General features: G+C 64.7%; 21 protein-coding genes. 16 read left to right on the top strand and 5 right to left on the bottom strand.

All coding sequences use genetic code 11. From position 1 onward, the window contains the following. Positions 1-44 precede the first annotated feature (44 nt). The 3 genes from H9627_RS03835 to H9627_RS03825 form a co-directional block, all read right to left on the bottom strand. A complete protein-coding gene (locus H9627_RS03835; protein WP_191732699.1) occupies positions 45-1,142 on the bottom strand; it encodes a PEP/pyruvate-binding domain-containing protein in 1,098 nt (365 codons plus the stop codon). Between the two features lie 32 nt (positions 1,143-1,174). Next, positions 1,175-2,491, bottom strand: coding sequence for a cytochrome P450 (locus H9627_RS03830; RefSeq protein WP_191732698.1), 1,317 nt, complete (start codon positions 2,489-2,491; stop codon positions 1,175-1,177). A 200-nt stretch (positions 2,492-2,691) separates the two neighbouring features. Then, positions 2,692-3,510, bottom strand: coding sequence for an IclR family transcriptional regulator (locus tag H9627_RS03825; protein WP_191732697.1), 819 nt, complete (start codon positions 3,508-3,510; stop codon positions 2,692-2,694). A gap of 277 nt (positions 3,511-3,787) precedes the next feature. Here H9627_RS03825 and secY point away from each other — a divergent pair, with 277 nt between their 5' ends. From secY to H9627_RS03750, 15 genes are all read left to right on the top strand, one after another. After that, positions 3,788-5,110, top strand: a complete 1,323-nt coding sequence (gene secY, locus H9627_RS03820) for a preprotein translocase subunit SecY (protein WP_191732696.1) — start codon at positions 3,788-3,790, stop codon at positions 5,108-5,110. Next, positions 5,110-5,655 carry an adenylate kinase gene (locus tag H9627_RS03815; protein WP_191732695.1) on the top strand — a complete coding sequence of 182 codons (546 nt, stop codon included), beginning with the start codon at positions 5,110-5,112 and terminating at the stop codon, positions 5,653-5,655. The genes secY and H9627_RS03815 overlap by 1 nt, the downstream gene beginning before the upstream one ends. Positions 5,656-5,829: 174 nt before the next feature. Next, positions 5,830-6,624 (top strand): type I methionyl aminopeptidase, encoded by a 795-nt coding sequence (gene map, locus H9627_RS03810; RefSeq protein WP_191732694.1) that lies wholly within the window; start codon positions 5,830-5,832, stop codon positions 6,622-6,624. Positions 6,625-6,809: 185 nt separating this feature from the next. Continuing rightward, positions 6,810-7,592 (top strand): L,D-transpeptidase, encoded by a 783-nt coding sequence (locus H9627_RS03805; protein ID WP_191732693.1) that lies wholly within the window; start codon positions 6,810-6,812, stop codon positions 7,590-7,592. 313 nt (positions 7,593-7,905) lie between these two features. After that, positions 7,906-8,124 (top strand): translation initiation factor IF-1, encoded by a 219-nt coding sequence (gene infA, locus H9627_RS03800; RefSeq protein WP_003854422.1) that lies wholly within the window; start codon positions 7,906-7,908, stop codon positions 8,122-8,124. Positions 8,125-8,309: 185 nt separating this feature from the next. After that, positions 8,310-8,678 carry a 30S ribosomal protein S13 gene (rpsM, locus tag H9627_RS03795; protein WP_011075046.1) on the top strand — a complete coding sequence of 123 codons (369 nt, stop codon included), beginning with the start codon at positions 8,310-8,312 and terminating at the stop codon, positions 8,676-8,678. Positions 8,679-8,681: 3 nt separating this feature from the next. Continuing rightward, on the top strand, positions 8,682-9,086 hold the full coding sequence (gene rpsK, locus H9627_RS03790) for a 30S ribosomal protein S11 (protein ID WP_011075047.1): 405 nt from the start codon (positions 8,682-8,684) through the stop codon (positions 9,084-9,086). A gap of 22 nt (positions 9,087-9,108) precedes the next feature. Then, positions 9,109-9,714, top strand: a complete 606-nt coding sequence (gene rpsD / locus H9627_RS03785; RefSeq protein ID WP_191732692.1) for a 30S ribosomal protein S4 — start codon at positions 9,109-9,111, stop codon at positions 9,712-9,714. Between the two features lie 108 nt (positions 9,715-9,822). Further along, positions 9,823-10,839: a DNA-directed RNA polymerase subunit alpha gene (locus H9627_RS03780; RefSeq protein WP_191732691.1), complete on the top strand. Its 1,017-nt coding sequence runs from the start codon at positions 9,823-9,825 to the stop codon at positions 10,837-10,839. Positions 10,840-10,893: 54 nt separating this feature from the next. Next, a complete protein-coding gene (rplQ, locus tag H9627_RS03775; RefSeq protein WP_191732690.1) occupies positions 10,894-11,448 on the top strand; it encodes a 50S ribosomal protein L17 in 555 nt (184 codons plus the stop codon). Positions 11,449-11,585: 137 nt separating this feature from the next. Then, positions 11,586-12,389, top strand: a complete 804-nt coding sequence (locus tag H9627_RS03770; protein WP_191732689.1) for a DUF998 domain-containing protein — start codon at positions 11,586-11,588, stop codon at positions 12,387-12,389. Then, a complete protein-coding gene (truA, locus tag H9627_RS03765; protein WP_191732688.1) occupies positions 12,322-13,224 on the top strand; it encodes a tRNA pseudouridine(38-40) synthase TruA in 903 nt (300 codons plus the stop codon). Before H9627_RS03770 ends, truA begins: the two co-directional genes overlap by 68 nt. Before the next feature lie 85 nt (positions 13,225-13,309). Further along, entirely contained in the window at positions 13,310-15,694 is a 2,385-nt protein-coding gene (locus tag H9627_RS03760) for a DUF6541 family protein (RefSeq protein WP_191732687.1), read from the top strand. 128 nt (positions 15,695-15,822) lie between these two features. After that, complete coding sequence (gene eccB, locus H9627_RS03755) at positions 15,823-17,079, top strand: type VII secretion protein EccB (protein WP_191732686.1); 1,257 nt, start codon at positions 15,823-15,825, stop codon at positions 17,077-17,079. Between the two features lie 197 nt (positions 17,080-17,276). Then, positions 17,277-17,705, top strand: a complete 429-nt coding sequence (locus H9627_RS03750; RefSeq protein WP_191732685.1) for a TIGR02611 family protein — start codon at positions 17,277-17,279, stop codon at positions 17,703-17,705. Here the strand turns inward: H9627_RS03750 and mycP are convergent. Both mycP and eccD read right to left on the bottom strand, forming a co-directional pair. Beyond that, positions 17,648-18,958 carry a type VII secretion-associated serine protease mycosin gene (gene mycP, locus H9627_RS03745; protein WP_404826190.1) on the bottom strand — a complete coding sequence of 437 codons (1,311 nt, stop codon included), beginning with the start codon at positions 18,956-18,958 and terminating at the stop codon, positions 17,648-17,650. The genes H9627_RS03750 and mycP overlap by 58 nt on opposite strands. Positions 18,959-18,966: 8 nt before the next feature. Continuing rightward, positions 18,967-20,352: a type VII secretion integral membrane protein EccD gene (gene eccD / locus H9627_RS03740; RefSeq protein ID WP_191732684.1), complete on the bottom strand. Its 1,386-nt coding sequence runs from the start codon at positions 20,350-20,352 to the stop codon at positions 18,967-18,969. 410 nt (positions 20,353-20,762) lie between these two features. Between eccD and eccCa the strand changes: the two genes are divergently transcribed. Next, a complete protein-coding gene (gene eccCa, locus H9627_RS03735; protein WP_191732860.1) occupies positions 20,763-24,350 on the top strand; it encodes a type VII secretion protein EccCa in 3,588 nt (1,195 codons plus the stop codon).

Genomic DNA, 24,350 nt, shown 5'->3' with positions numbered 1-24,350 from the left:
GACGAAAAGATGATCGCCGAGGTGGTCTAGGAAAGGGGAGGAACTTACTTCGCGCCGGTCATCGCGGCGGTGATCGAGCTGAAATCAAAGGCACCTGCGGTGGGTGCGGCTGCTGCCGGGGTGGGGGTGTCCTTCTTCACGCCGTTGGAGTGGATGGTCTCCGGGCGGGACTGCAGGAGCAGGAGGTTCTCGCCGTCGGGGAGGTCGGCGTCCAGTGCCCATTCGATGTCCTGCGGGCACTTGTAGTGCTTCTCCGCGCGCTTGGCCATCACGGCAACCGCTTCGAGTTCGGTGTCGGTGAGGCTGCGGGTGGAGCGGCGTTCCGGTTCGACATCCCGCTGGATGAGGGTGCCGGCCTCCGGGTCGGGGACCAGCTCGGCGTGCTTGTCACCGATGTGCTCGGACACCACCTGGAGGGTGATCTTGTCCAGCAGGATGTTGTCCGGGGTGACCTCACCGGAGACCACCATCTCACCGACACCCCAGGAGGAGTCGATGGTGAGCTTGGAGCGGTCACCGTTGGAGGGGTTCATGGTGATGGCCACACCGGCGACGCGGGCGTTGACCATCTTCTGCACCACCACGGCCATGGACAGGCCCTCGTTGGGGATGTTGTTCTTGATGCGGTAGATGATGGCGCGGGAGGTGAACAGGGAGGCCCAGCACTTGCGGATGTGCTCGGTGACGGCCGCCAGGCCGATCTGCCAGAGGTAGGTGTCCTGCTGGCCGGCGAAGGAGGCGTCCGGGAGGTCCTCGGCGGTGGCGGAGGACCGCACCGCGACCGGGACATCCCCGCCACACTTGGCCATGAGCTCGCGGTAGGCATCGTGGACGGCATTGCGGGCGACGAGCGGCACCGGGCGGCTGCACAGCTCATCACGGATGACGGCGGAGACGCGGTCAACCTCGTTGACATCCTCGGGGTCGAGGTCGCTGAGGTACTTCTCGATATCCGCGGCCACGCCGGCCTCGCGGATGAACTCGTCGAAACAGGCGGTGGTGACAACGAAACCCGGAGGCACCGGCATGTCGGCCTCGGTCATGGACACCAGGGAGGCGCCCTTGCCGCCCAGGACCTCCAGCAGGGGAGGCAGACCTTCGTCGAAACGCTGCACGAACGGGATGTTGAGGCTGTTGGTCATGATGGTTTCCTTTAACTCTGATGGGGCCCGTATTAGTTGGACCAGGTCACGGGGACGGAGATGGGCACACGGAAGGAGAGGTTCTCGCGGAACTCCACCGGCTGGTCATCGGCGAGTTCGAGGGAGGGGACGAGGCGGGTGGCCTCCTCGAGGCAGATCTTCGCCTGCAGCTTGGCCAGCATGTTGCCCAGGCAGTAGTGGATGCCGAAACCGAAGGAGAGGTGTTCGCGGGCATTCGGGCGGGTGATGTCGAAGCTCTCGCCATCGTCGAAACGCTCCTCATCGCGGTTGGCCGAACCCATGAGCAGCAGGACGCCCTCGCCCTTCTTGATGGGCTGGCCACCGATCTCGGTGTCCTTGAGCGCCTTGCGACGCCATCCCACGATCGACCCGGAGTAGCGCAGCACCTCGTCGATGGCGGCGGAGATCTTCTTCGGATCCTCGATGAGTGCCTCCCACTGGTCGCGGTGGGCCAGCAGGACCCGGAAGCAGTTGGAGATCAGCGTGGTGGTGGTCTCATGCCCAGCGAAGAGCAGGGAGTACAGCAGCGAGGCGATCTCATGATCGGTGATCTCCTGGCCGGACTCCTGGGCGCGGACGAGATCCGCGGTGAGGTTGTCACCACCGTTGGCGTGGGCGTCGGCCACCATGCGCTGGCATTCCTGCCAGTACTCCACGAGGTTGTGGGCGTGGGGGATCTGCTCCTCATCGCTGAGGTCGCCCCAGGTCATCGCCGCGCGGGAATCGGACCAGCGCTTGTAGGTGTCCACCATGGACACATCCGCGCCGATGAGGGTGAGGATGGTGATAGTGGGGATGTCATAGGCCAGCGCCGGGACGATGTCGGCCGGGGCGCCCTGCTCGAGCATGGTCTCCAGGCGGGCGACCACGTTGGCGCGGATGTCCGGCTCCAGGGCCTTGTACCGGCGTGGGGTGAAGGCCTTCTGGGCGATCGCACGGATACGGGTGTGCTCCGGGGGAATGCGGGCGGAGAGACCGGAGTAGGCGGTGAAGCCACCCTCCTCCATGATCTTCGTTGCCTGCGGGCCGCGCTTGCGCACCGGGGCCTGGGCGTTCTCGGAGGAGAAGGTCTCCCAGTCGTCGAAGGTGGCCTTGATGTCGTCATAGCGGGTGACCACCCAGTAGCCGATGCGCTCGTCGAACATCACCGGCTCCTCCCGGCGCAGTTCCTCGTAGGCGGGGAAGGGGTTGGTCATGTTGAAGGGCTCATAACCGTGGTGGCTGGTGGCCGGGGTGCTCGCCGCGTCGGGGTTACCGTGGCCGAAGGGGCAGCCACCGGAGGTGGCCTCGGGTGCGGTGGACAGTGCGGTGGTCGAGTCGGAAGTCATGTCATCTCCTGTCAGAATCCCGGTGGTGCGGTGGGAGCTACCGCACCGGGGTTCCATGTTGCGAATCACTCTCGGTTCAACATCGTGATTGTGGTCACTCTGTATTGTTGACCAATTGTGCGCCCGGGGGAGATGTAAAGCCTATTTGGATTTCCACTCAGTGGAATCAAGGTGGATCGGGGCAGGTGGGAGGTGGTGTCTCACCTCCCACTTTTCCGGGAATCCTTCCGGGAATCCCTCCGGGTGGAGGCTAGAAGTGTGTCCAGGGGGATGTGTGCGGTCGCCTTGTTGATGCGTTGGCTGGTGGCCTGCAGGACAGGCAGGAAACGTTCCATGTTCGCCGACTGGGAGGTGGCCACCACCACGCCCAGTCCGGCACCGATCCTGCCGGTGTGCCACACCGGCACCGCGATCGAGGACGCCCCGATCCTCTGCTCATCCACCGAGATCGAATAGCCCTGGGTCCTGATCCTGCGGAGCTCCTCGGCCAGCACCTCCGGGTCGGTGACGGAATGCTCGGTGGTAGCCTCCAGGGGGAGTTTGAGATAGGCCTCCCGTACCCACGGTTCCTCGAAGGCGAGCAGGACCTGGCCCACCGCGGTGGAGCTCAATGGCAGGCGCCCACCTACGCGGGAGGAGCGGGGCACCTTCTTGGATCCATAGACACGCTCGATGAGCAGGGCCTCATTGTTGTCCCGGACCACCAGCTGCGATGTCTCCCCGGTGAAGGAGTAGAGATCCTGCACGAACGGTTTGGCGGTGTCCCGCAGCTGTCGGCCGGTATTCTGCGCCAGTTCCCAGATGCGTAGACCCAGCTGGTACCGCCCATCCGACTTCCGGCTGAGCAGCCCTCCCTCGGTGAGTTCATTGACCAGACGGTGGGTGGTGCTGGCCGGCAGATCTGCCAGTTCCGCGATCTCCGTCAGGCCGAGCGGGCGGGTGGATTTCTCGAAGGCGCCCAGAACGGCGATCACCTTCGATGTCACCGTCCTGCCCGGGGTGCGGTTGCCTCCTGCCATGGGGTGGGTTCCTTTTCTGGTGGGGTGGGTGCATGTCATTCAACGGTTCGGTCATTATTCACCCGGAACGCCCGGCTGTGAGGACCGGGTGGATGAGGTATGACACACCCAACAATCGAGCTGTTCAAATGCCGGAAATGAAAGGGTGCTGGTAGGGTGAAAAAGTCAATCATGCCCAATTTGCTATTGGGGTAGGACCAGAAACACATTATCCCGCTGCTTATCGGACATTTTCCCATAGATGATCCGCTGGGCGGTATGGGATCCAGGAGGATACGTGTCCGCCATTATCCAGGCATTCAAGGACGCCGATCTACGCAAAAAGATTCTTTTTACTATTGCGATGATCGTTTTGTACCGCATCGGTGCTCAGATCCCGTCACCGGGAGTTGATTACGCATCCATCAGCGGACGCTTGCGCGACCTGACTCAGGATCAGTCGAGTGTCTACTCACTGATCAACCTGTTCTCCGGTGGTGCGCTGCTGCAGCTGTCCATCTTCGCCATCGGCATCATGCCGTTCATCACGGCGTCGATCATCGTGCAGCTGCTGACCGTGGTCATTCCCCACTTCGAGCAGTTGAAGAAGGAGGGGCAGTCCGGCCAGACGAAGATGACGCAGTACACCAGGTACCTCACCCTGGCGCTGGCACTGCTGCAGTCGGCCGGCATCGTGGCTCTCGCGGACCGTGAGCAGCTGCTCGGTGCGGGCATCCGGGTGCTCAATGAGGACCGCACCTTCTTCGATCTGCTCATCCTCGTCGTCACCATGACCGCCGGTGCGATCCTGGTGATGTGGCTCGGTGAGCTGATCACCGAGAAGGGCGTGGGCAACGGTATGTCCCTGCTCATCTTCGCCGGTATCGCCACCCGCCTGCCCACCGACGGCATGAACATCCTCGGCAACTCCGGTGGTGTGGTCTTCGCTGTCGTCCTGGCCTCCGTGCTGGTCCTGGTCATCGGTGTCGTGTTCGTCGAGCAGGGTCAGCGCCGCATCCCGGTCCAGTACGCCAAGCGTATGGTCGGTCGTCGCCAGTACGGTGGTTCCTCCACCTACCTGCCGCTGAAGGTCAACCAGGCCGGCGTCATCCCCGTGATCTTCGCGTCCTCGCTGATCTACATGCCGGTGCTGATCACCCAGATCGTCAACTCGGGTTCCCTCGAGGTCACCGACAACTGGTGGCAGCGCAATGTGATCGCGCACCTGCAGACCCCGTCCTCCTGGCAGTACATTGTTCTGTACTTCGCCCTGACGATCTTCTTCTCCTACTTCTACGTCTCCGTCCAGTACGACCCGGCGGACCAGGCGGAGAACATGAAGAAGTACGGTGGTTTCATCCCGGGTATCCGCCCAGGACGCCCCACCGCCCAGTACCTCGGTTACGTCATGAACCGTCTGCTCTTCGTCGGTTCGCTGTACCTGGCGCTCATCGCGGTGCTGCCGAACATTATGCTGGATCTTGGCGTTGACGCCGGTTCGGCCGGAGCCACCCCATTCGGTGGCACCGCAATCCTGATTCTCGTCTCTGTTGCACTGACCACGGTCAAGCAGATCGAGAGCCAGCTCCTGCAAAGCAACTACGAAGGACTTCTGAAATAATGCGACTCGTTCTCCTTGGTCCCCCCGGTGCCGGCAAGGGCACCCAGGCAGCCATCCTCTCTGAGAAGCTCGGCATCCCGCACATCTCCACCGGAGATCTGTTCCGCGCCAACATCGGCGAGGGCACCCCGCTCGGCATCGAGGCCAAGCAGTACATTGATGCCGGCAAGCTGGTGCCCACCGATGTCACCGCCCGCATGGTTCAGTCCCGTCTGGCAGAGTCCGACGCCGCCGAGGGTTTCCTCCTGGATGGTTTCCCCCGCACCGTCGAGCAGGCCGACATCCTGGCTGACCTCCTCGACGAGGCCGGCAACCCACTCGACGGTGTCATCAACTACCAGGTCTCCGAGGACATCGTCGTCGAGCGCATGCTCTCCCGTGGTCGCGCCGACGACAACGAGGAGACCATCCGCACCCGTCTCGGTGTCTACCGCGATGAGACCGCACCGCTGATCGCCCACTACGGCGACAAGATCATCAACATCGAGGCTGAAGGGTCCGTTGAGGACATCAACGCCCGCACCCTCGAGGCGCTGGGTAAGTAAACCCCAGTTCCCAGGCTTCAACTCTGATGGCCCATTTGATTAAGCGGGCCTGAAGAGCGCAGAATTGGCCGGTATCCGCATTCACTGCGGGGACCGGCCATTTGTGTTGCATACCTGCCTATCCGCCTCAGGGCCGTTCCCAACTTTTCAGTTATCTACCCAGAGAGGATCCCCATGGGTTTCCGTTCCAAAAAGCGCGTCATCGCCGCCAAGACCCCCGGCGAGCTCGACGCGATGCAGGCCGCCGGCGAGATCGTCGGACGTGCACTCCAGGCGGTCAGGGCGGAGTCCCGCGTCGGCATGACCACCCACGACCTCGACCAGATCGCCGAGACCGTCATCCGCGAGGCCGGTGCCACCCCGACGTTCCTGGGGTACCAGGGCTTCCCCGCATCGATCTGTACCTCCGTCAACGAGGTCATCGTCCACGGCATCCCGTCGAAGGAGGTCGTCCTGGAGGACGGCGACCTGGTCTCCGTCGACTGCGGTGCGACGTTCGAGGGCTGGGTGGGCGACTCGGCGTGGTCCTTCGGGATCGGGGAGCTTGACGACGACGTCATCGCGCTCAACAATGCCACCGAATGGGTCCTCATGGAAGGCCTCAAGGCCATGGTGCCCGGCAACCGGCTCACCGATGTCTCCAACGCACTGGAGAAGGCCACCCGTCGGGCGGAGGAGAAGTTCGGCGTCCACCTGGGCATCGTCGACGGGTACGGAGGACACGGCATCGGCCGCACCATGCATGAGGATCCCTACCTGGCCAATGAGGGGAAACCGAACCGCGGGCCGATGATCCAGGAGGGCTCGGTGCTGGCCATCGAGCCGATGCTCACCCTCGGCACCACCGATTCCGCGGTGCTGGAGGATGACTGGACCGTGGTCACCCTGGACGGCTCCTACGCCGCCCACTGGGAGCACACCGTTGCCGCCACCGCCGATGGTCCGAGGATTCTCACCCCACGTCGGTAGATCCCCATACCCCGCCCCCGCCCTAATTCTGGCGGAACGGGGGTACTGCCAGTTTTGTGGGTGTGATGCTTGATTAGTTATGCAATGGTTTGTTGCCCGGTGAAACCGAGGGGACGGGTGTGGAGGGCGCACTTTATTCAGCGGGTAACTCCAGTATGTTCGCATTTGCTTATATACTCCTTCACATGCAGAACTCATCTCGCACCCGCACCAACAAGTCCGCCAAGCGTGGGGTGGTCGCCCTCATCAGCGCCATCGCCGCAACCGCCTCTGTCCTCGGTGCGCCGGCAACCGCCTCGGCCCAGGACTATGCAGCGGGAAGTGCTGAACTGAACACGGAGATCACCAACTCGATCGCGCAGATCACCAGTGACTCCCGCGAGGGGGCCTGGGTAACCCGCAACAACATCCATGCCCAGGTCGATCCACTCGGGCCCTCTGGTCTGCCGATCAAGAATGCTGTCGATGCCGCCGTCAACGGCATCTTCCCCGGTCTGATCCAGGAGAAGCTCGCCGCCGAGCAGGCCGCCCGTAACGCACAGGCCGAGGCACAGGCTGCGGCGCAGGCAGCAGCACAGGCCGCCGCCGAGCGCGCAGCAGCCGCCGCCCGTTTCGACCGTGGTTCCTGCCCACCCGCGGCCGATGTGTGCGTCGACATCGACGGTGGCCGCTCCTGGCTGCAGAACAACGGACAGGTCGTCTACGGTGCAGTCCCGGTGTCCTCCGGTGGCATCGGCCAGGAGACCCCGCGTGGCACCTTCTACATCAACCGCAAGGTCAAGGATGAGATCTCCTACGAGTTCGGTAACGCACCGATGCCGTACGCGATGTACTTCACCTACAATGGCCACGCCTTCCACCAGGGCAACGTGGCCCGTACCTCTGCCGGTTGTGTCCGCCTGAACCAGCAGGACGCTATCCACTACTTCAACAACGTCGGCATCGGCGACATGGTCTACATCTACTAGTTTTCCCCGGACATACACGGGTATGAGGGGCATCAGGGCAGGGTTCTGATGCCCCTTCCTCCATTGTGGGGGTGACTGCGGGGAAAGATTCACGGCCGGAGGCCGGGGGAGTGGCTGGTCGGTGCTGGTAGGCGCACATGACGGCGAGCAGGATGGGGGTCCACGTTGTCAGATGAGCCGGAGTTTGGTATTTAGCACAGGCCCGTGTAATCTTAATCGACGGTGTTCACGCATCATGTGTGCATGCCGCAATTTGCAGTGGAAAAACTTGAAGGGGCCGGACGAAAGTCATAGCCCTGGGAATGTGGAGGATATGGCTAAGGAAGGCGCTATCGAGGTTGAGGGTCGCATTGTCGAACCTCTTCCGAATGCAATGTTCCGTGTCGAGCTCGACAACGGACACAAGGTTCTCGCCCACATCAGTGGAAAGATGCGCCAGCACTACATCCGTATCCTTCCCGAGGACCGCGTTGTTGTAGAGCTGTCGCCCTACGACCTCACCCGCGGTCGCATCGTTTACCGCTACAAGTAAACATCTGAGCCTCCGTATTTCAGGGCGCAGGCGGGACATCCGTCTGCGTTGACTCACCTCCAGGTATCGATGGCTGGAGCCTCGCGAATCACAACCCACATCCCGGTTTCCGTCCGGGGAAAGCGTTGTTTGGCGTGGACGAGTACGGAGCAAACCATCGCAACAACCGGAAAGGTAACTGCCATATGGCACGTCTAGCTGGTGTTGATCTTCCGCGCAATAAGCGCATGGAGATCGCTCTCACCTACATCTACGGCATCGGGCCAGCCCGAGCCAAGCAGCTTCTCGAGGAGACCGGCGTCTCTCCTGACCTGCGCACCGACAACCTCACGGACGAGCAGATCGCTTCCCTTCGTGACGTCATCGAAGCCACCTGGAAGGTCGAGGGTGACCTCCGCCGCGAGGTTCAGGCTGACATCCGTCGCAAGATTGAGATCGGTTCCTACCAGGGCTTGCGCCACCGTCGTGGCCTGCCCGTTCGTGGTCAGCGCACCAAGACCAATGCGCGTACGCGTAAGGGTCCTAAGAAGACGATCGCCGGAAAGAAGAAGTAGAACATGCCTCCTAAAGCACGCTCTGGCGCGCGCCGTACCGGCCGTCGCGTCGTAAAGAAGAATGTGGCCCAGGGCCACGCATACATCAAGTCCACCTTTAACAACACCATCGTGTCGATCACTGACCCGAACGGCGCCGTTATCTCCTGGGCTTCCTCTGGTCACGTCGGATTCAAGGGCTCCCGTAAGTCCACTCCGTTCGCTGCCCAGATGGCCGCTGAAAACGCTGCCCGCAAGGCAATGGATCACGGCATGAAGAAGGTTGACGTTTTCGTCAAGGGTCCGGGCTCGGGCCGAGAAACCGCTATCCGTTCCCTCCAGGCCGCCGGCCTCGAGGTCAGCTCGATCTCCGACGTGACCCCACAGCCACACAACGGCTGCCGTCCGCCGAAGCGTCGTCGCGTTTAATAGGGAAGGAAGAGGATAAATAATGGCTCGTTATACCGGCCCAGCAACCCGTAAATCCCGTCGCCTTCGCGTCGATCTCATCGGCGGAGACATGGCATTCGAGCGTCGCCCGTACCCTCCGGGACAGGCAGGACGCGCTCGCATCAAGGAGTCCGAGTACCTGCTGCAGCTCCAGGAGAAGCAGAAGGCTCGTTTCATCTACGGTGTCATGGAGAAGCAGTTCCGTCGTTACTACGCCGAGGCTAACCGTCGCCCGGGCAAGACCGGTGAAAACCTGGTCGTCATGCTCGAGTCCCGCCTCGACAACGTCGTTTACCGCGCAGGTCTCGCACGCACCCGCCGCCAGGCACGTCAGCTCGTCTCCCACGGCCACTTCCAGGTCAACGGCAAGGCAGTCGACGTTCCGTCCTTCCGCGTTTCTCAGTACGACATCATCGATGTCCGTGAGAAGTCACAGAAGATGAACTGGTTCGAAGAGGCACAGGACAACCTCGTCGACGCCATCGTTCCGGCCTGGCTGCAGGTCGTTCCGTCTACCCTGCGCATCCTCGTGCACCAGCTGCCCGAGCGCGCTCAGATCGACATTCCGCTGCAGGAGCAGCTGATCGTCGAGTTTTACTCGAAGTAATTTCTGCCCACCCGGCATTCCGCCGGGCTGGCAGGTTTCTTCCTGCATTCATCATCCTTTCCGCCTACCGACGTCAAATAGCGGGCGTCATTCAAGGAGAGTTCTTCAATGCTCATTTCACAGCGACCTACCCTCACCGAGGAATTCATCGATTCCTCCCGTTCCAAGTTCATCATTGAGCCTCTGGAGCCGGGTTTCGGTTACACCCTGGGTAACTCCCTCCGCCGTACCCTGCTGTCGTCCATCCCGGGCGCAGCGGTCACCAGCGTGAAGATCGACGGTGTGCTCCACGAGTTCACCACGATCAACGGGATCAAGGAGGATGTCTCCGACATCATCCTGAACATCAAGGGCCTGGTTCTGTCCTCCGACTCTGATGAGCCGGTGGTCATGCACCTCAGCAAGGAGGGCCCGGGCGTCGTCACTGCCGGCGACATCGAGCCACCTGCAGACGTGGAGATCCACAACCCGGATCTGCACATTGCAACCCTGAACGAGAATGCAAAGCTGGAGATTGAGCTCATCGTCGAGCGTGGACGTGGTTACGTCCCCGCCACCATGACCGCAACCGGTGGTGACATCGGCCGTATCCCGGTCGATCAGATCTACTCCCCGGTCCTGAAGGTCAGCTACAAGGTCGAGGCCACCCGTGTGGAGCAGCGCACCGACTTCGACAAGCTGATCATCGACGTTGAAACCAAGAACTCCATCTCCGCGCGTGACGCCCTGGCGTCGGCAGGCAAGACCCTGGTTGAACTGTTCGGTCTCGCCCGCGAGCTGAACGTCGCTGCTGAAGGCATCGAGATCGGACCCTCCCCACAGGAGACCGAGTACATCGCCGCCTACAGCATGCCGATTGAGGATCTGGACTTCTCCGTCCGTTCCTACAACTGCCTCAAGCGCGAGGACATCCACACCGTGGGTGAGCTCGCTGAGCGCGCTGAGTCCGATCTGCTGGATATCCGCAACTTCGGACAGAAGTCGATCAATGAGGTCAAGATCAAGCTCGCCGGTCTGGGTCTGACCCTGAAGGATGCTCCTGAAGACTTCGATCCATCCACCCTTGAAGGCTACGACGCCGAGACTGGTGGCTACATCGATGTTGAGCCGGAAGATTCCGAGTAAGTCGCAATAGGCCCCCGGGCCGCGCTCACACCATACGTACACGAGGAGTACACCATGCCTACCCCTAAGAAGGGCGCCCGTCTCGGCGGTTCCGCGAGCCACCAGAAGAAGATTCTTTCTAACCTGGCTGCTTCGCTGTTCGAGCACGGCGCTATCAAGACCACCGATGCCAAGGCAAAGACTCTGCGTCCCTACGCCGAGAAGCTGATCACCAAGGCAAAGTCCGGTACCGTCGCAGACCGTCGTAACGTTCTGGCACTGATCCCCAACAAGGACATCGTTGCCTACCTGTTCGACGAGCTTGCACCCAAGTTCGAGAACCGTGCCGGTGGTTACACCCGCATCATCAAGCTGGAGAACCGTAAGGGCGACAACGCCCCTATGTCCCAGATCTCCCTCGTTCTGGAGGAGACCGTCTCCGCAGAGGCCACCCGTGCCGCTCGCGCAGCAGCCTCCAAGCAGACCGCCGATGAGGCCCCGGTTGAAGAAACCCCGGCTGAAGAGGTAACCGAGGAGACCGCTGCAGAAGAGACCACCGAGGCCGCACAGGCTGACGAGGCTCCTGCAGAAGAGACTCCGGCTGAGGAGAAGAAGGACGAAGAGAAGTAATTCTCCCCCTCCTCTGATCCACTGAAGACACACCCCGTACCACCGGCCCACCGCGGCAGGAGGTGCGGGGTGTTTCTCATCTCCCGGCACAGTCAGGTGGCCTTCCCAACCCCCGGGCAGGGTGGAACAATGGATTCATGGTGTACCGACTCTCCGGCCTTCTCCTGGTGGTCAGTGCGGTCGTGGGCCTGATCGGGCAGGTGGTGGCCGCTGTGCGGTGGCAGGGTTACTACTATCCCACTGAGCACCTCATCGGTGATCTCGGTGTGACCGGGTGCGTCCATCTGCGCGATGTGTTCGGGCCCCGCTATCTCTGCAGTCCAGGTCATGACTGGTTCAACCGGGGGATGCTGCTCGCCGGTGCGCTGCAGGTGGTGGCGGCGGTGATGCTGCTGTTCGCAGGTGGGCGACACACCCGCCGGGATTCCGTGGCCGGTCGCCGGCGGGTGGGTGTGCTGGTGGCGGTGGCGGGAATGTGCCTGGGTACTGTGGGATGGTATCCCCGTGAGGGGATGGGTGGTATCCACGACATCGCGGGGATGGCCTATGCGGTGACGATGTGGCTGGCCATGATGATCGCGGTCCAGACAACCAGCCATGCGGTGGACCGGGGTCTGCTGCCGGTGCTGCACGGGCGTTACCTGAACTGGACCATCGTGTTGCTGCTGGTCTCGATCGGTGGTTTCGTGGCCCTGGTGGTGCTGGGTCCGTTCACCAACCTGCCGGGCTTCTTCGAGCGGGTGTGGTTCGGGACGTTGTCGGTGTGGACGGTTGCGCTGGGGGCTGCACTGTGGCGTAAACCCACCTGGCGCCAGCACGAACAGCGGAAGTGGCAGCGGCGCAGTGAACGCGACGCCCACCGGGAAGAAATTGATGACGCCCTCAGAAAGGCAGTGGAGACTCTTGACAACAACCAGTCCAACCGTGCGGATCAGACTTGATCTTGATTATGACGGCACCGATTTCCACGGCTGGGCCAGGCAGGGTGACAGTGATCTTCGGACCGTGCAGAAGGTCCTGGAGGACAACCTCAGCATGGTGCTGCGTGCCCCCGTTGACCTGACGGTGGCGGGTCGGACCGATGCGGGTGTCCACGCCGCCGGCCAGGTCGCCCATTTCGATATCGCCCAGGAGGCGCTGCAGCAGCGTTCCATCGATGGGGATCCCACGAAGCTGGTGCGCCGCCTGAGCCGACTCCTGCCGGAGGATATCCGCGTCCACGGGGTCACCTACGCCCCCGAGGGGTTCGACGCCCGCTTCTCTGCGCTGCGCCGACACTATGTCTACCGCATCACCACCCACCCCGCCGGGCCGCTGCCCACCCGTGTGCGGGACACCGCCACCTGGCCCAAACCGGTGGACATCCAGGCCATGCAGACCGCCGCCGATGTCCTCATCGGCCTCCATGACTTTGTTGCGTTCTGCAAGGCCAAGCCGAATGCCACCACGGTGCGTGAGCTGCAGGAATTCACCTGGCATGATGTGTCCACCCCCACCGAACCCCAGCTCTACGAGGCCCATGTGGTCGCCGATGCCTTCTGCTGGTCCATGGTGCGCTCCCTGGTGGGGTCCTGCATGGCGGTCGGGGAGGGGCGCCGGGCGGGGGATTTCACCGCACAGCTGCTTACTGCCTCCGAGCGCAGCCCCGATGTGCCGGTGGCCCCGGCGAAGGGTCTGAGCCTGGTCGGGGTGGACTACCCCGGTGATGATCAGCTCCTGGCCCGTGCCGAGGAAACCCGCGCCGTGCGTGAAGCGCTGCCTGGTGCTGCCGGGTGAATCCGCGAGCCTTCGACCACAGGCTCGACGGTCAGCGATACACTCATTGCGTGTCTGATATCAAAAATCCGGTGGGTGGGGTGACATGCTGACCACAGTGTGGATAGCTCTGCTCGTTTTCACCGTCCCCGGTCTGGTGGTCTCATGGATCTCCGGGCTCAAGCTGCCGTGGGCGGCGGCGGCGTCCATCCCGGTCTCCTTCGGCATCTACGGCATGGCCGCCTGGGTGCTGGGCATGTGGGATATGCGTTTCGACGTCCGCTCCGCCACCATCGCCACCCTCATCACAGCGGTGGTGGCGCTCGTCTGGCGGCTGGGGTGGATCACGGTGGCGGTGGTTCGACGGCGGCGGGAGGGGCGTCGACAAGCATCTGAGGAAGCACTGGAGGAGGTGCCCGCGGACACGTCTGAGCCCCCGAACCGGTGGCGCTCGGTGCTCACCTACGCCCGCAACGGTGGGCTCCTCGACCACCGGTGGCTGCTGCCCGCGGCCGGTGTGGGCGTGGGGGCCTGGCTGATCATCGACCGTGCCCTTGATCTGCTGCTGAGCACCCGCCACGGCCTGGATGACATCGTCCAGGGCTGGGATGTGCACTGGCATGCGTCCACGGTGCGGTTCATCGCGGAGACCGGTATCGCGTCCTCGACCCGGATGGGGGAGCTGCGCAACATCGAGACGCAGCAGGAACTGTTCTACCCCTCCGCCTGGCACGCCGGCGCGTTCCTCGTCTCCGACCTGGCGGAGCTGACCCCCAATGAGGCCACCAACCTCACCGGCATTGTGCTGTCGGGGCTGTTGATACCGCTGGCGGTGGCGCTCATCGCCTGGCGCCTGATCAACAACCGTGGGCTGACCGCCCAGATCGGTGCCGGGTTCGCGGGCCTGGCGGTCATCGCGTCCCCGGTGCTGTTCTGGGTGGGCAACTACGTCGGTGCCTGGCCGTATGTGGCCGCCATCGGTGCCTCAGGTGTGGTGCTCGCCCTGTTCATGTCGCTGCCGTACGCCCCGGTGCGGATCCTCGCCGCGCTGGTGGCATTCATCGGTATGTTCCAGCTCCACCCGTCGGCGGTGACCATTGTCGTGCTCGCCCTCGCGCTGTGGTGGCTGACCCACCTGCTGTGGAAACCCAGCCGCGCCTCCGCCACCATTGCCCGCGGGGCCCTGGTGCGCCTGCGGGATGTGGGCATCCTCGCCGTCACCGGCATCGTGGGTGCCCTGCTTGTGCTGCCCCAGGTGCTCTCCGGGGCGGAACAGACCGAGGATGTGCTGTCCTATTCCGCGGAGGTGGATGTCACCCGCACGGAATCGTGGATCAAGGCCCTGACCATGGAGACCCGCCACGTCGATTCCTTCGGTGACATCGACCTCACCCCGCTGCTCGTCTTCGCCGCGATCGGTGGCGTGGTGGCGCTGGTGTGGCGCATCAACCTGTGGGCGCCGCTGTTCTACTTCGTCAGCCTGGCGCTGACCGTCAACTCGCTCAAACCGTTCGGTGAGCCGTGGGGTGACTGGCTGGGCATCATCGGTGGTCTGCACTATTCCACCGGGCACCGTCTCATCATGCCGGTGGCACTGTTCACCTTCGCAGCGGCCGGCGTCGGTATGGCCGCGGTGATCCGACTGATCTGCCTGGGCCCGGTGAAACAGTTCGCCAAGGTCTCGGCCGCGGCGTCGGTGGTGCTGGCCCTCGTGGTGGCGGTGCCGGTGCAGGCATGGGCACGCGACCTGGTGGAGGAGGGGTCGGAATTCAGCATCATGGCCCCGCACAATGACCGCATGGTCAACGACGCCGACCGCGCCGCCTGGGACTGGCTGATCGAGCAGCCAGGGGGCAGGGAACTACGCGTGATGGGCGATCCGGCTGACGGCCATGGATGGATGTACGCCTACAACGGCCTGCAGTCCGTCTCCCGGCACTACGCCTGGCCGGCCGCCGGTGAGGGCACGGCCACGGCCCTGCTGTTCTGGTGGCCCCAGCTGCTGGGCGCTGGCAATGACGGTGATCCCGATCAGGCCAACGATGTGGATCAGGCCGCAGTGGACCTCAATGCTGGTTTCTTCTACGCCTCCCCGTGGCCGTTCTGGGCCTTCCAGGAACCGAACCTGCGGATCTACGATGAGCTGTGGACAACCCCCGGTGTCACCCCGGTCTACCGGCAGGAGAATGTCACCATCTTCGCCGTGAACCAGCTGTTCACCGATGAGCAGCTGGATCAGATGCGCGCACCGGGTAATTCCCCGGAGCCGCTGCCCCCACTGCCCACCAAGGGTGAGCTCGGTCTGGCGGAGACCGAGGAGGAGTGGGATGAGACCTACTACCACCGCCCCACCACGAATCAGGACGAGGATGCCGTGGACGGCCCGTTCGCCCCGGACCCGCAGCTGACAACCACCGAGGAGGTCCTATCCCGCAACTCCTGGACACCCGGTCCGCAGTCCGTTGAGCCGGTGGGCACAAACCAGGGTTAGACTGCGCAACCGGGCGGAAGGTTCCCACCGGTTGCTCCAGGGTGGACAACCTCACATCCCCGGACAAACGCCTGTGACCTGCACTAAGGTCACAGGCGTCTTTAGTGTTGTCGGCGGGGAGGGGTGCCATGGCTGAGGGGATTCTCATGCCCACCACCAGCGCGCAGGTATCGGGGCATAAGTTCCTGGTGCGCAGGGTGGAACACGGCCTGGTGCTCGGTGATGTCCGCATGATCCACGATCCGCTCAGCCGACGCCGCCGGGCCCTGATCTTCGGCGCGGTGGCTTGTGTGCTCATGGCTGTCGCCTCCGTGGCGATGGCCCTGTTCCGCCCCGCCATCGACCCCGGCGATGCACCTGTCATCCGCGCGGAGTCCGGCGCTCTGTTCGTCCGCCTCGATGAGGAGGTGCACCCGGTGGTCAACCTCGCCTCCGCGCGCCTGATCGTCGGCGAACCGGTCGACCCGGTGCCCGCCAGCGACGCCATCATCAACGCCACACCGCGCGGGGTGCCCGTCGGGCTTGTCGACGCCCCACCCATCATCGCCGACGCCCCCAACCGGGAGGCAACCTGGCTGGGGTGCCAGGATGAGGCCACCGGCCTCATGCACGTGGCCGTGTTGGGAGAGCAACCCCCGGCACTGCGGGCGGGACAGGGGGTGGTCGGGGCGTCGCAAAGCGTCGACGGCGGGTTGACCTGGCACCTGATCACCGGCGCCGGGCGCGCGGTCATGCCGGGACCTGAGACCCCTGAGGGGCGCGTGATCCGCAGGCACCTGGGGATCACCGATGCGACCCCGGTGTGGCATTTGAACCACGACATGCTCAACCTCATCCCCGAACACCCGGCCGTGGCGTTTCCGCATCCACTGCCTGAGGTGGTGCAGGCGGGCTCCCGGTCATGGATGCGGGTGGGGGAGGCGCTGCAGCCGATCACGGCGCTGCAACACGGGATGCTCATCGACGCCGGTGCCCACACCGTCCACGAGATCCGCCCGGTCATCGGCGGTTATCCCGAGACCTCCGCCCTGCCGATGACCCTGCCCGCCACCCTGCTGGACTGGGTGGAGGTGGAGGACCGGTTGCTGTGCGCCGACAGCCTGGGTGGGGTGATGATGGTCGATTCCCTGGAACCCGGGGTGGAACTGTCCGGGGAGTCCGTGGCCGTGGAGTTCCACGCCCCACCCACCGGCGCTGTGGGGGTGGACAGCGGTCACGGCTACTACCTGGTGGCCGACACCGGCCTGGTGCATGCGGTGGCCGACGGCACCAGCATGAGCGCATTGGGGGTGGAGGAGGTCACGGAGGTGCCGTGGCAGATCCTGGCGCTGCTCCCGCAGGGCAGTGACCTGTCCGCCGGGGATGCGCTTAGGGCGTTGTACTGACACCGGGGAGTTGGGGTGACAACTCCGATGAAACTGCCAGGTGAGCGGGGCACCCGTTGGGTAAAGTTATCTACTGTTGTCTATTGGCTTGAGGATTTGGCAGGATACATCGATGACCCCACACGGATCAGCCGGTGCCACCACCATCGTGGCGTGCGCACCGTTTCCACCCGTCCCACAGGGGCGGTACTGACTCTATGGGGACAATGCGTGAACTGGTCCAGGACCGGATCGAACGCCTCCAGGACGCCCACGAGCGGAGCAAGAAGAAGAAATACGGATTCCTCGTCCGCCCCGCCACGCTGATCCTGGGCTGGGTGGTGATGATCATCGGCCTGATCACCATTCCACTGCCCGGACAGGGCTGGCTGACCACCTTCATCGGTGTGGGCATCCTGTCCCTGGAACAGGACTGGGCCAAACGATTACTCGGGTGGGGCGTGCACCAGTACGACCGCTTCTTCGCCTGGTACGCCACCAAATCCTTCCGTTTTCGCATGCTCACCATGGCGGTGCTGCTTGTCTTCATCTGGATCGTGTTCGCCGTGACGTTCTGGGCGATGTGGAACTACGGCACCCTGCCCTGGGCGGATGAGTTCATGGAGTGGCTGGGCTTCAGCCGCTGACGGGACCCCCACCACCGGCCTGTCGTGACCGCGATGGCGGTGACCACCGCAGCCACCATGCCCAGGACCGCCACCGCATTCCTCCTCGCGGAGTCATCCGGTGGGGCAGGGGCACTGATGTGGACTTCGCGCGCCGGGACGGGGGCTGGTGCCGGTTCCATGGTCAGCGCCCGGTAGGGATCCACCGCACCGCGGGCCGGATCCACACTGGCCAGGATGCGTGCCCTTATCTCCGCGGGTGAGGCATGGGGATGACGTTGTCTGATCAGGGCTGCTGTTCCACTGACTACAGGTGCGGCGAAGCTGGTGCCCTCGAAGGGGTTGTGCCCGGACTGGGCGAGTACCCCGCTGACAAACCCGTCCCCGCGTGGTGACAACCCGGTGGGGATGAGCCCCTGCGCGGAGAGCAGCTGCTGGTCGGAGGCCACGGAGTAGGAGGCGATGGTGTGGGAGTCGAAGCGCGCCGAGACCGCCAGCACGGTCTCGGCGTGGGCGGGGTAGACGGTGGAACCTTCGGGGCAGTCCTGCCCCACATTGCCGGCCGCGGCCACCACGACCACCCCCTGGTGTTCGGCGCGCCAGAGGGCCTCGTCCAGGGGATGGATCGCCCCCGGGTGCTCATGGGTGGCGGGGATGCAGGACACCACGGAGATGTTGATGATGTGGGCGCCCTGATCCAGGGCACGGTGGACGGAATCCGCGAGGGTGCCGAGGGTGCCCACACCGGTGTCGCCGGAATGGCGCACGAAGGCACTGGTCTGTTTGATGGCGATGAGATTAGCTGCGGGAGCGATGCCGACGTGGTTGTCACCGGTGCCGTCATAGGGCCACCCGGAGCCGTGGTCCGGGCGCATGGCGATGATGCCGGCGACGATGGTGCCATGGCCGTCGCAGTCGATGAGTTCACCCGGGATCCCCTCCTGCTGATGCGCCCCGACCAGATCACCGCCGGGGTGGATTCCGGGGAGGCGGGGATGGGGTGAGATACCGGTGTCGATGACCGCCACGGTCACATCATGGCCGGTGGCGATCCGGTGGGCCCGGTCCAGTGAATCGGCAAGGTCCCCATCCATGGGGTGCAGCGTGGGATCAACAGGGGAGACCGCGGGGCAGTCCATCGGTTCCACCACGCCCGGTCCGGCGTCCTGGGCCCGCGTTCCCGGACCAGGGGCACCGAGGAGCACGACCGTGGTGAGGATCATGCTGCACGCCAGCAGACGGCGTGGCCGACGTGGGGACAACTGTGGAGTCACGAGCGATCTCACCCACCCATACCGATGTTGAGTGCGCGCAGCATGCCGAACACGTCGAGCAGATGCAGTGCCAGGGGCAGGGTGGCGGCTACGCAGATGGATTCGATGCGTTCCAGCCACACGATGGTGGTCGGTTCCGGGGTGGGGATCCGTGGGATCCACACCGCCACGGTGACGGCGAGGGCTGCGATGAGAACACCCAGGACCACCGCCACCCAGGAATCCTCCTGGCGGGAGGCGGAGACCACCGTGGTGATCAGTGCGGCGCAGGCCAGCACCATGAGTGACCAGGTGGGAACCGCCCTGCTCTGCCGGATGGCGTGCAGCAGGCAGGCGATGGTGGTGACCAGTGCGAACAGGGTGGTGAACCAGGTACCCGGCCCGGAGGCGACAAAGATGAGGAGCGCGCCGGTGAGGGAGAGGGCGAGGACCTGGGCGTCGTACAGCGTCTGCGCCCGGGTGGCCGTGGCGGTGGGGTCGGTCCTCCCGTTGTCACTGACCGAGAGGTCCTGTCCTGCGGTGGGTAGCGTGGGCACGCGCAGGCCCGCGAGTGCCGCGGAGAGTTTCGGGGCCGCACCAAGCAACACCATGATCACGGCGATGGTGATGGCGGCCGGACCACTGACATCATCATCGGCCCGGCTCAGGCCCGCCCCGGCGGCGACAACCGGTGCCAGGAGCAGGAGGGTGGTGAGGGTGACGCTGACCATCAGCGCCGGTGTGAACACCAGGTGCAGGAGGAGCACGGCGGTCAGTCCCGCACCGGAGGCACACACCAGGCCCCAGGCGAGTTCCCCGGTGGTGCCGGACAGTGGATCAACCACGGTGACCAGAGCGGCGGTGGCCGCAAGCAGGGTGATGAACACCGGAAGCACCACCCGCGTGACCGGGGTCGCGGCCTCCGGTGCGGTGCTGCGCGGCAACCAGGCCAGGATGATCACGCAGATCACCGCCAGGATGAGCATGCGGATACCCGGATCCACCCCACCGGCCACGGGCCCGGCCAGAAGGACAGCCACCGCCGCCAGACCAGTGAGGGTGAGCAGATCCACCAGGCCGATGGTGCGGGTACTGGAGGACAGCTCCACCAGGGCCTCGGCGGCATCGCGGATCACCGGGGCGGGCAGATCGCGTTCGGGGGACAGCACGAGCACCCCGCCCTGTTCCAGCTGGGTGTGTGACAGTGGGATGCCCGGGTCGATGGGGATCCCCGTCGCGGTACGTGCCACCCACGGCCGGGAGATGGTCGGGGCCCCGGTGAGGTCGAGGACCTCCTCGAGGATCTCCGCCAGGCTCGACCAGGCAGGCAGGGACAGATCAGCCATGGCAAAGGGTTTATTGCCCACGGTGAGATCGATGCGGACGCTGACCCGCAGCACGTTGTCGATCGCCACGTTTTCCCCCTCAGATGATGTGAAATCAGGTGTGCTGCCTCGTAAGTCTGCCAAAGATGCTGGTCAGAAAACGGTTTGGTGAGAAAACACCCATTTTGACCCTGAGAGGGAACCTCCGGGCCGGTTGCGCAGTCCAACCATGGATGAGAGTCGTCTCCACGCGGGTGGCCGCGGTGGCGATGACACAGGTTGACCATTTCGGGGAGGAACCGCAATTGACCACACTCACCACGGGAGGGGACACCGGCATCACGCCGGGACCACCCAGACCACCGGCACCACGCATCGTCTATCCCGGTCGGGCAGCAACCACGGGCCCGGGTGACGGTGGCGCAGTGGGGGACAACCAGGCGTCGACAAGCACCCCGGTAGGCGATCCCGCGCGCGTCGCCGGCTACATCGTGGAGCAGATGACCTGGTCCGAGCGCGATCCGGCACCCCCGCTGCCCACCGTGCCCCTGGTGGCGGAACCGGTGCCCGCGGCGGAGAGACCGGCGCCGCGCCCGCTGATCAAGGTGCTGCTGCCGGTGATCATGGTGGCGGCGGTGCTGGCGATGGTGGCGCTGATGATCATGATGAGCGGTCAGCTCAACCCGATGGTGCTCATCTTCCCGCTCATGATGATCATGTCCATGGCCATGATGTTCAGCCCGCAAGAGGGCCGGGACACCGATGAGACCAGACGGACCTATATGCGTCATCTGGGTGCCCTGCGCCACCAGGCTCTGGATCATGCGCAGGCTCAGCGCGCCCACGAGCTGCACCGCCACCCCGATCCGTCGGGTCTGTGGTCCCGCCTGGGGTCGAGGCGCATGTGGGAGCGTTCCACCCAGGACCAGGACTGCCTGGAGATCCGCTTCGGCCTGGGTACCACGAGCCTGCAACCGGGCATTGAGGTCCCGGATGCCGGTGCCCCGGAGGATCTGGACCCGGTGTGTGCGGTGTCGCTGCGCCACACGGTGCGTGCCGTGGGGTCGGTGCAGGGTATGCCGGTGGCGGTCCAGTTGCAGGCGTTCCGGTACCTAGGGCTCAACGGTCCCGGCGCGCATGATCTGGCCCGGGCGATCGTGGTGCAGTTGTTGTTCCACCACGGGCCCGAGACCGTCAGTGTGACCGCGCGGGGTGCAGCACCGGATGACGGTGGGTGGGACTGGTTGAAGTGGGTGCCGCATGCGCGGGAGCCGGACCATGCCGCCCACCGGGTGCTCATCGTCGATTCGGAGCTGACCAACGGCACTGAGACCTTCATCGATGATCCGCGGTGGACGTGCATCATCAACGTCGGGGCGCTGACCAGCACCGAACTGGGGCAGCGCGCGGAGCAGGAGGGTCTGCTGCTGCATGTGGATAGGGAACTGACCGTGTTCACCGCCCAGGGCGTGGAAACCCTCGGGGTACCTGACCAGGTCCCCTTCGCGGTGGCCGCCACCTTCGGACGGATGCTCACCGCCTACCGTCGGGCCAGCACCACCGAGGCCCGCACCTCCGGGGAACTGCTGCCCCTGCTGGGCATCCCGGACCACACCCACCTGCGCCCGGAGACACTGTGGACCACCCCGGCGCAGGCACGGTCGCCGCGCAGTCGCCTCACGGTGCCCCTCGGGCTGAGCGAACACGGCACCCCCATGGTGCTGGATCTGAAGGAATCCGCCCACGGCGGCATGGGCCCGCACGGTCTGTGTATTGGTGCCACGGGCAGTGGAAAATCCGAACTGCTGCGCACCCTGGTCTCCGGGCTGGTGCTCACCCATTCCCCGGCGGAGCTCAATCTGGTGCTGGTGGATTTCAAGGGCGGGGCGACCTTCCTGGGGTTCGAGACCCTGCCGCACACGTCTGCGGTGATCACCAACCTGGAGGAGGAATCCATCCTGGTCGAGCGCATGCACGATGCGATCTCCGGTGAGATGAACCGTCGCCAGGAGCACCTGCGTCGCGCCGGTGGGTTCGCCAACGTCGATGACTACAACGCCGCGGCCGCCACCCGGGATGACCTGGAACCCATGCCGGCGCTGCTCATCGTCCTGGATGAGTTCTCCGAGCTGCTCGGCCAGCACCCGGATTTCGCGGATCTGTTTGTCGCGGTGGGGCGCCTGGGCCGGTCGCTGCACATCCATCTGCTGCTGGCCAGCCAGCGTCTGGAGGAGGGCCGCCTGCGGGGCCTGGATTCCCACCTGTCCTACCGCATCGGCCTGAAGACCTTCTCCGCCACCGAATCACGCCAGGTCCTCGGCATCACCGACGCCTACCACCTGCCCAACCAGCCCGGCGCGGGGTATCTGCGCACCGCGGCTGATTCCATCACCCGCTTCCAGGCCAGTTATGTCTCCGGCCCGGTCAGCCGCCAGGTGCGACGCGCCGACACTCCACAGCAGGTGCGCCTGTTCACCGGGTGGGACGTCGCCACCGCGGAGACGGTCCTCGAGCAGGGTGAGGAGCTGCTTATCGACGCCATCATCACCGCCCCAACCACCGCCGCCGAGACACGCGGGTTGCGCGCCCACCGCATCTGGCTGCCACCACTGCCCGCCGAGATCCCCATCGGCGGGGTCGCCGAGGAGGTGGGATCCCTCATGGCGGTGATCGGCATCATCGACCGGCCCTACCACCAGCGCCAGGATCCCCTCGTGGTGGATTTCTCCCCCTCCGGTGGTTCGGGGCACCTGGTGGTGTGCGGTGGTCCGCAGACCGGCAAGTCCACCACCCTGCGCAGCATCGTGGTATCCCTGGCGGCCACCCACACCACCGGGGCGATCCGGTTCTATGTGCTGGATCTCTCCGGGACCAGCCTGTCCCACCTGGAGCGGTTGCCGCATGTCGCCGGCGTTGCCCACCGCGGTGATCCGGAGCGGGTGCGCCGGGTCATCGACGAGGTGACCGCGCTCATCGACGCCCCGGAGGGCCGCCACACCTTCCTCATCGTGGACGGCTGGCAGAGCATCACCCAGGACTTCGAGGACCTGTTTGATGCCTTCGTGGACATCGCCTCCCATGGCCTGGCCTCCCGCGTGCACCTGGTGATCAGCACGCAACGGTGGAGTTCGATGCGACCGGCGATCCGGGATCTCATCCCGGGTCGCCTGGAGCTGAAACTGGGTGAGGCGATGGATTCCGTCGTCGACCGCAAGGCGCAGCTGCGGGTCCCCGCGGCCCCGGGACGGGGACTCAACCTCCAGGGTGAGCAGATCCTCATCGCCCAGTCCACCACCCAGGACATCGCGCATGTGTGCACCCAGGCGGAGGCGACCGGGCAGGAACCCGTGCCCCGCCTCGGGGTGCTGCCGGCCGATATCCACCTGCATGAGCTGGGGCCGACGAGGGATGCGGGCATCCCGATCGCCCGGGGTGGTGCCGCCTTATCCACCCTCACCTGGGATCCGGCCACCAGCCAGCATCTCATGGCCTTCGGGTCCCAGGGGTGCGGGAAGTCCACACTCATCCGCACGATCGCCACCGGTCTGAGCGTGGTGGGACGTGACCACGCCCGGATGGTGGTGATGGATCTCAGGCGAGCGCACCTCGGTGCCCTCGATGAGACCATGGTGGCCGCCTACTGTGCGACCTCCACCGCGGCGCAGTCCACGGTGACCGACATGGTGGCCACCCTCACCGCGCGTCTGCCCGGCCCGGAGATCACCCCCGCCCAGCTGAGGGAGCGTTCGTGGTGGGCCGGCCCGGACATCTATCTGGTGATCGATGACCACGATCTGCTGCCTGCCGGGCTGTTGCAACCACTCCGGGAGCTCATGCCACATGCCCGGGATGTGGGCCTGCACGTGGTGCTCACCCGGAAATCCGGTGGGGCCTCCCGGGCGCTCTACGATCCGGTGCTCGCCGAGATCAAGGACCAGTCACCCCAGGTGCTGCTGTTCGACGCCGACCGCGAGGAGGGCACCATCCTGGGTCTGCGTCCCACCCACCAGCCACCGGGCAGGGCGCAGATGAGCATCCGGGGTACCCGGGTCGGGGTGTGTCAGGTGGCCAGGATGGGGGAGGAGTAG

The sequence above is a fragment of the Corynebacterium gallinarum genome, assembly GCF_014837045.1.
Taxonomy (GTDB): domain Bacteria; phylum Actinomycetota; class Actinomycetes; order Mycobacteriales; family Mycobacteriaceae; genus Corynebacterium; species Corynebacterium gallinarum.
Note: the sequence above shows the minus strand (reverse complement) of the source record. Positions and strands in the feature narration are given on the sequence as shown.

What these genes read in the sequence shown, in the direction of transcription:
- H9627_RS03835 (WP_191732699.1), bottom strand. Translation starts at nt 1,142, where the DNA reads ATGACCAACAGCCTCAACATCCCGTTCGTGCAGCGTTTCGACGAAGGT.
- H9627_RS03830 (WP_191732698.1), bottom strand. Translation starts at nt 2,491, where the DNA reads ATGACTTCCGACTCGACCACCGCACTGTCCACCGCACCCGAGGCCACC.
- H9627_RS03825 (WP_191732697.1), bottom strand. Translation starts at nt 3,510, where the DNA reads ATGGCAGGAGGCAACCGCACCCCGGGCAGGACGGTGACATCGAAGGTG.
- H9627_RS03815 (WP_191732695.1), top strand. Translation starts at nt 5,110, where the DNA reads ATGCGACTCGTTCTCCTTGGTCCCCCCGGTGCCGGCAAGGGCACCCAG.
- map (WP_191732694.1), top strand. Translation starts at nt 5,830, where the DNA reads ATGGGTTTCCGTTCCAAAAAGCGCGTCATCGCCGCCAAGACCCCCGGC.
- H9627_RS03805 (WP_191732693.1), top strand. Translation starts at nt 6,810, where the DNA reads ATGCAGAACTCATCTCGCACCCGCACCAACAAGTCCGCCAAGCGTGGG.
- infA (WP_003854422.1), top strand. Translation starts at nt 7,906, where the DNA reads ATGGCTAAGGAAGGCGCTATCGAGGTTGAGGGTCGCATTGTCGAACCT.
- rpsM (WP_011075046.1), top strand. Translation starts at nt 8,310, where the DNA reads ATGGCACGTCTAGCTGGTGTTGATCTTCCGCGCAATAAGCGCATGGAG.
- rpsK (WP_011075047.1), top strand. Translation starts at nt 8,682, where the DNA reads ATGCCTCCTAAAGCACGCTCTGGCGCGCGCCGTACCGGCCGTCGCGTC.
- rpsD (WP_191732692.1), top strand. Translation starts at nt 9,109, where the DNA reads ATGGCTCGTTATACCGGCCCAGCAACCCGTAAATCCCGTCGCCTTCGC.
- H9627_RS03780 (WP_191732691.1), top strand. Translation starts at nt 9,823, where the DNA reads ATGCTCATTTCACAGCGACCTACCCTCACCGAGGAATTCATCGATTCC.
- rplQ (WP_191732690.1), top strand. Translation starts at nt 10,894, where the DNA reads ATGCCTACCCCTAAGAAGGGCGCCCGTCTCGGCGGTTCCGCGAGCCAC.
- H9627_RS03770 (WP_191732689.1), top strand. Translation starts at nt 11,586, where the DNA reads ATGGTGTACCGACTCTCCGGCCTTCTCCTGGTGGTCAGTGCGGTCGTG.
- truA (WP_191732688.1), top strand. Translation starts at nt 12,322, where the DNA reads ATGACGCCCTCAGAAAGGCAGTGGAGACTCTTGACAACAACCAGTCCA.
- H9627_RS03760 (WP_191732687.1), top strand. Translation starts at nt 13,310, where the DNA reads ATGCTGACCACAGTGTGGATAGCTCTGCTCGTTTTCACCGTCCCCGGT.
- eccB (WP_191732686.1), top strand. Translation starts at nt 15,823, where the DNA reads ATGGCTGAGGGGATTCTCATGCCCACCACCAGCGCGCAGGTATCGGGG.
- H9627_RS03750 (WP_191732685.1), top strand. Translation starts at nt 17,277, where the DNA reads ATGGGGACAATGCGTGAACTGGTCCAGGACCGGATCGAACGCCTCCAG.
- eccCa (WP_191732860.1), top strand. Translation starts at nt 20,763, where the DNA reads ATGACCTGGTCCGAGCGCGATCCGGCACCCCCGCTGCCCACCGTGCCC.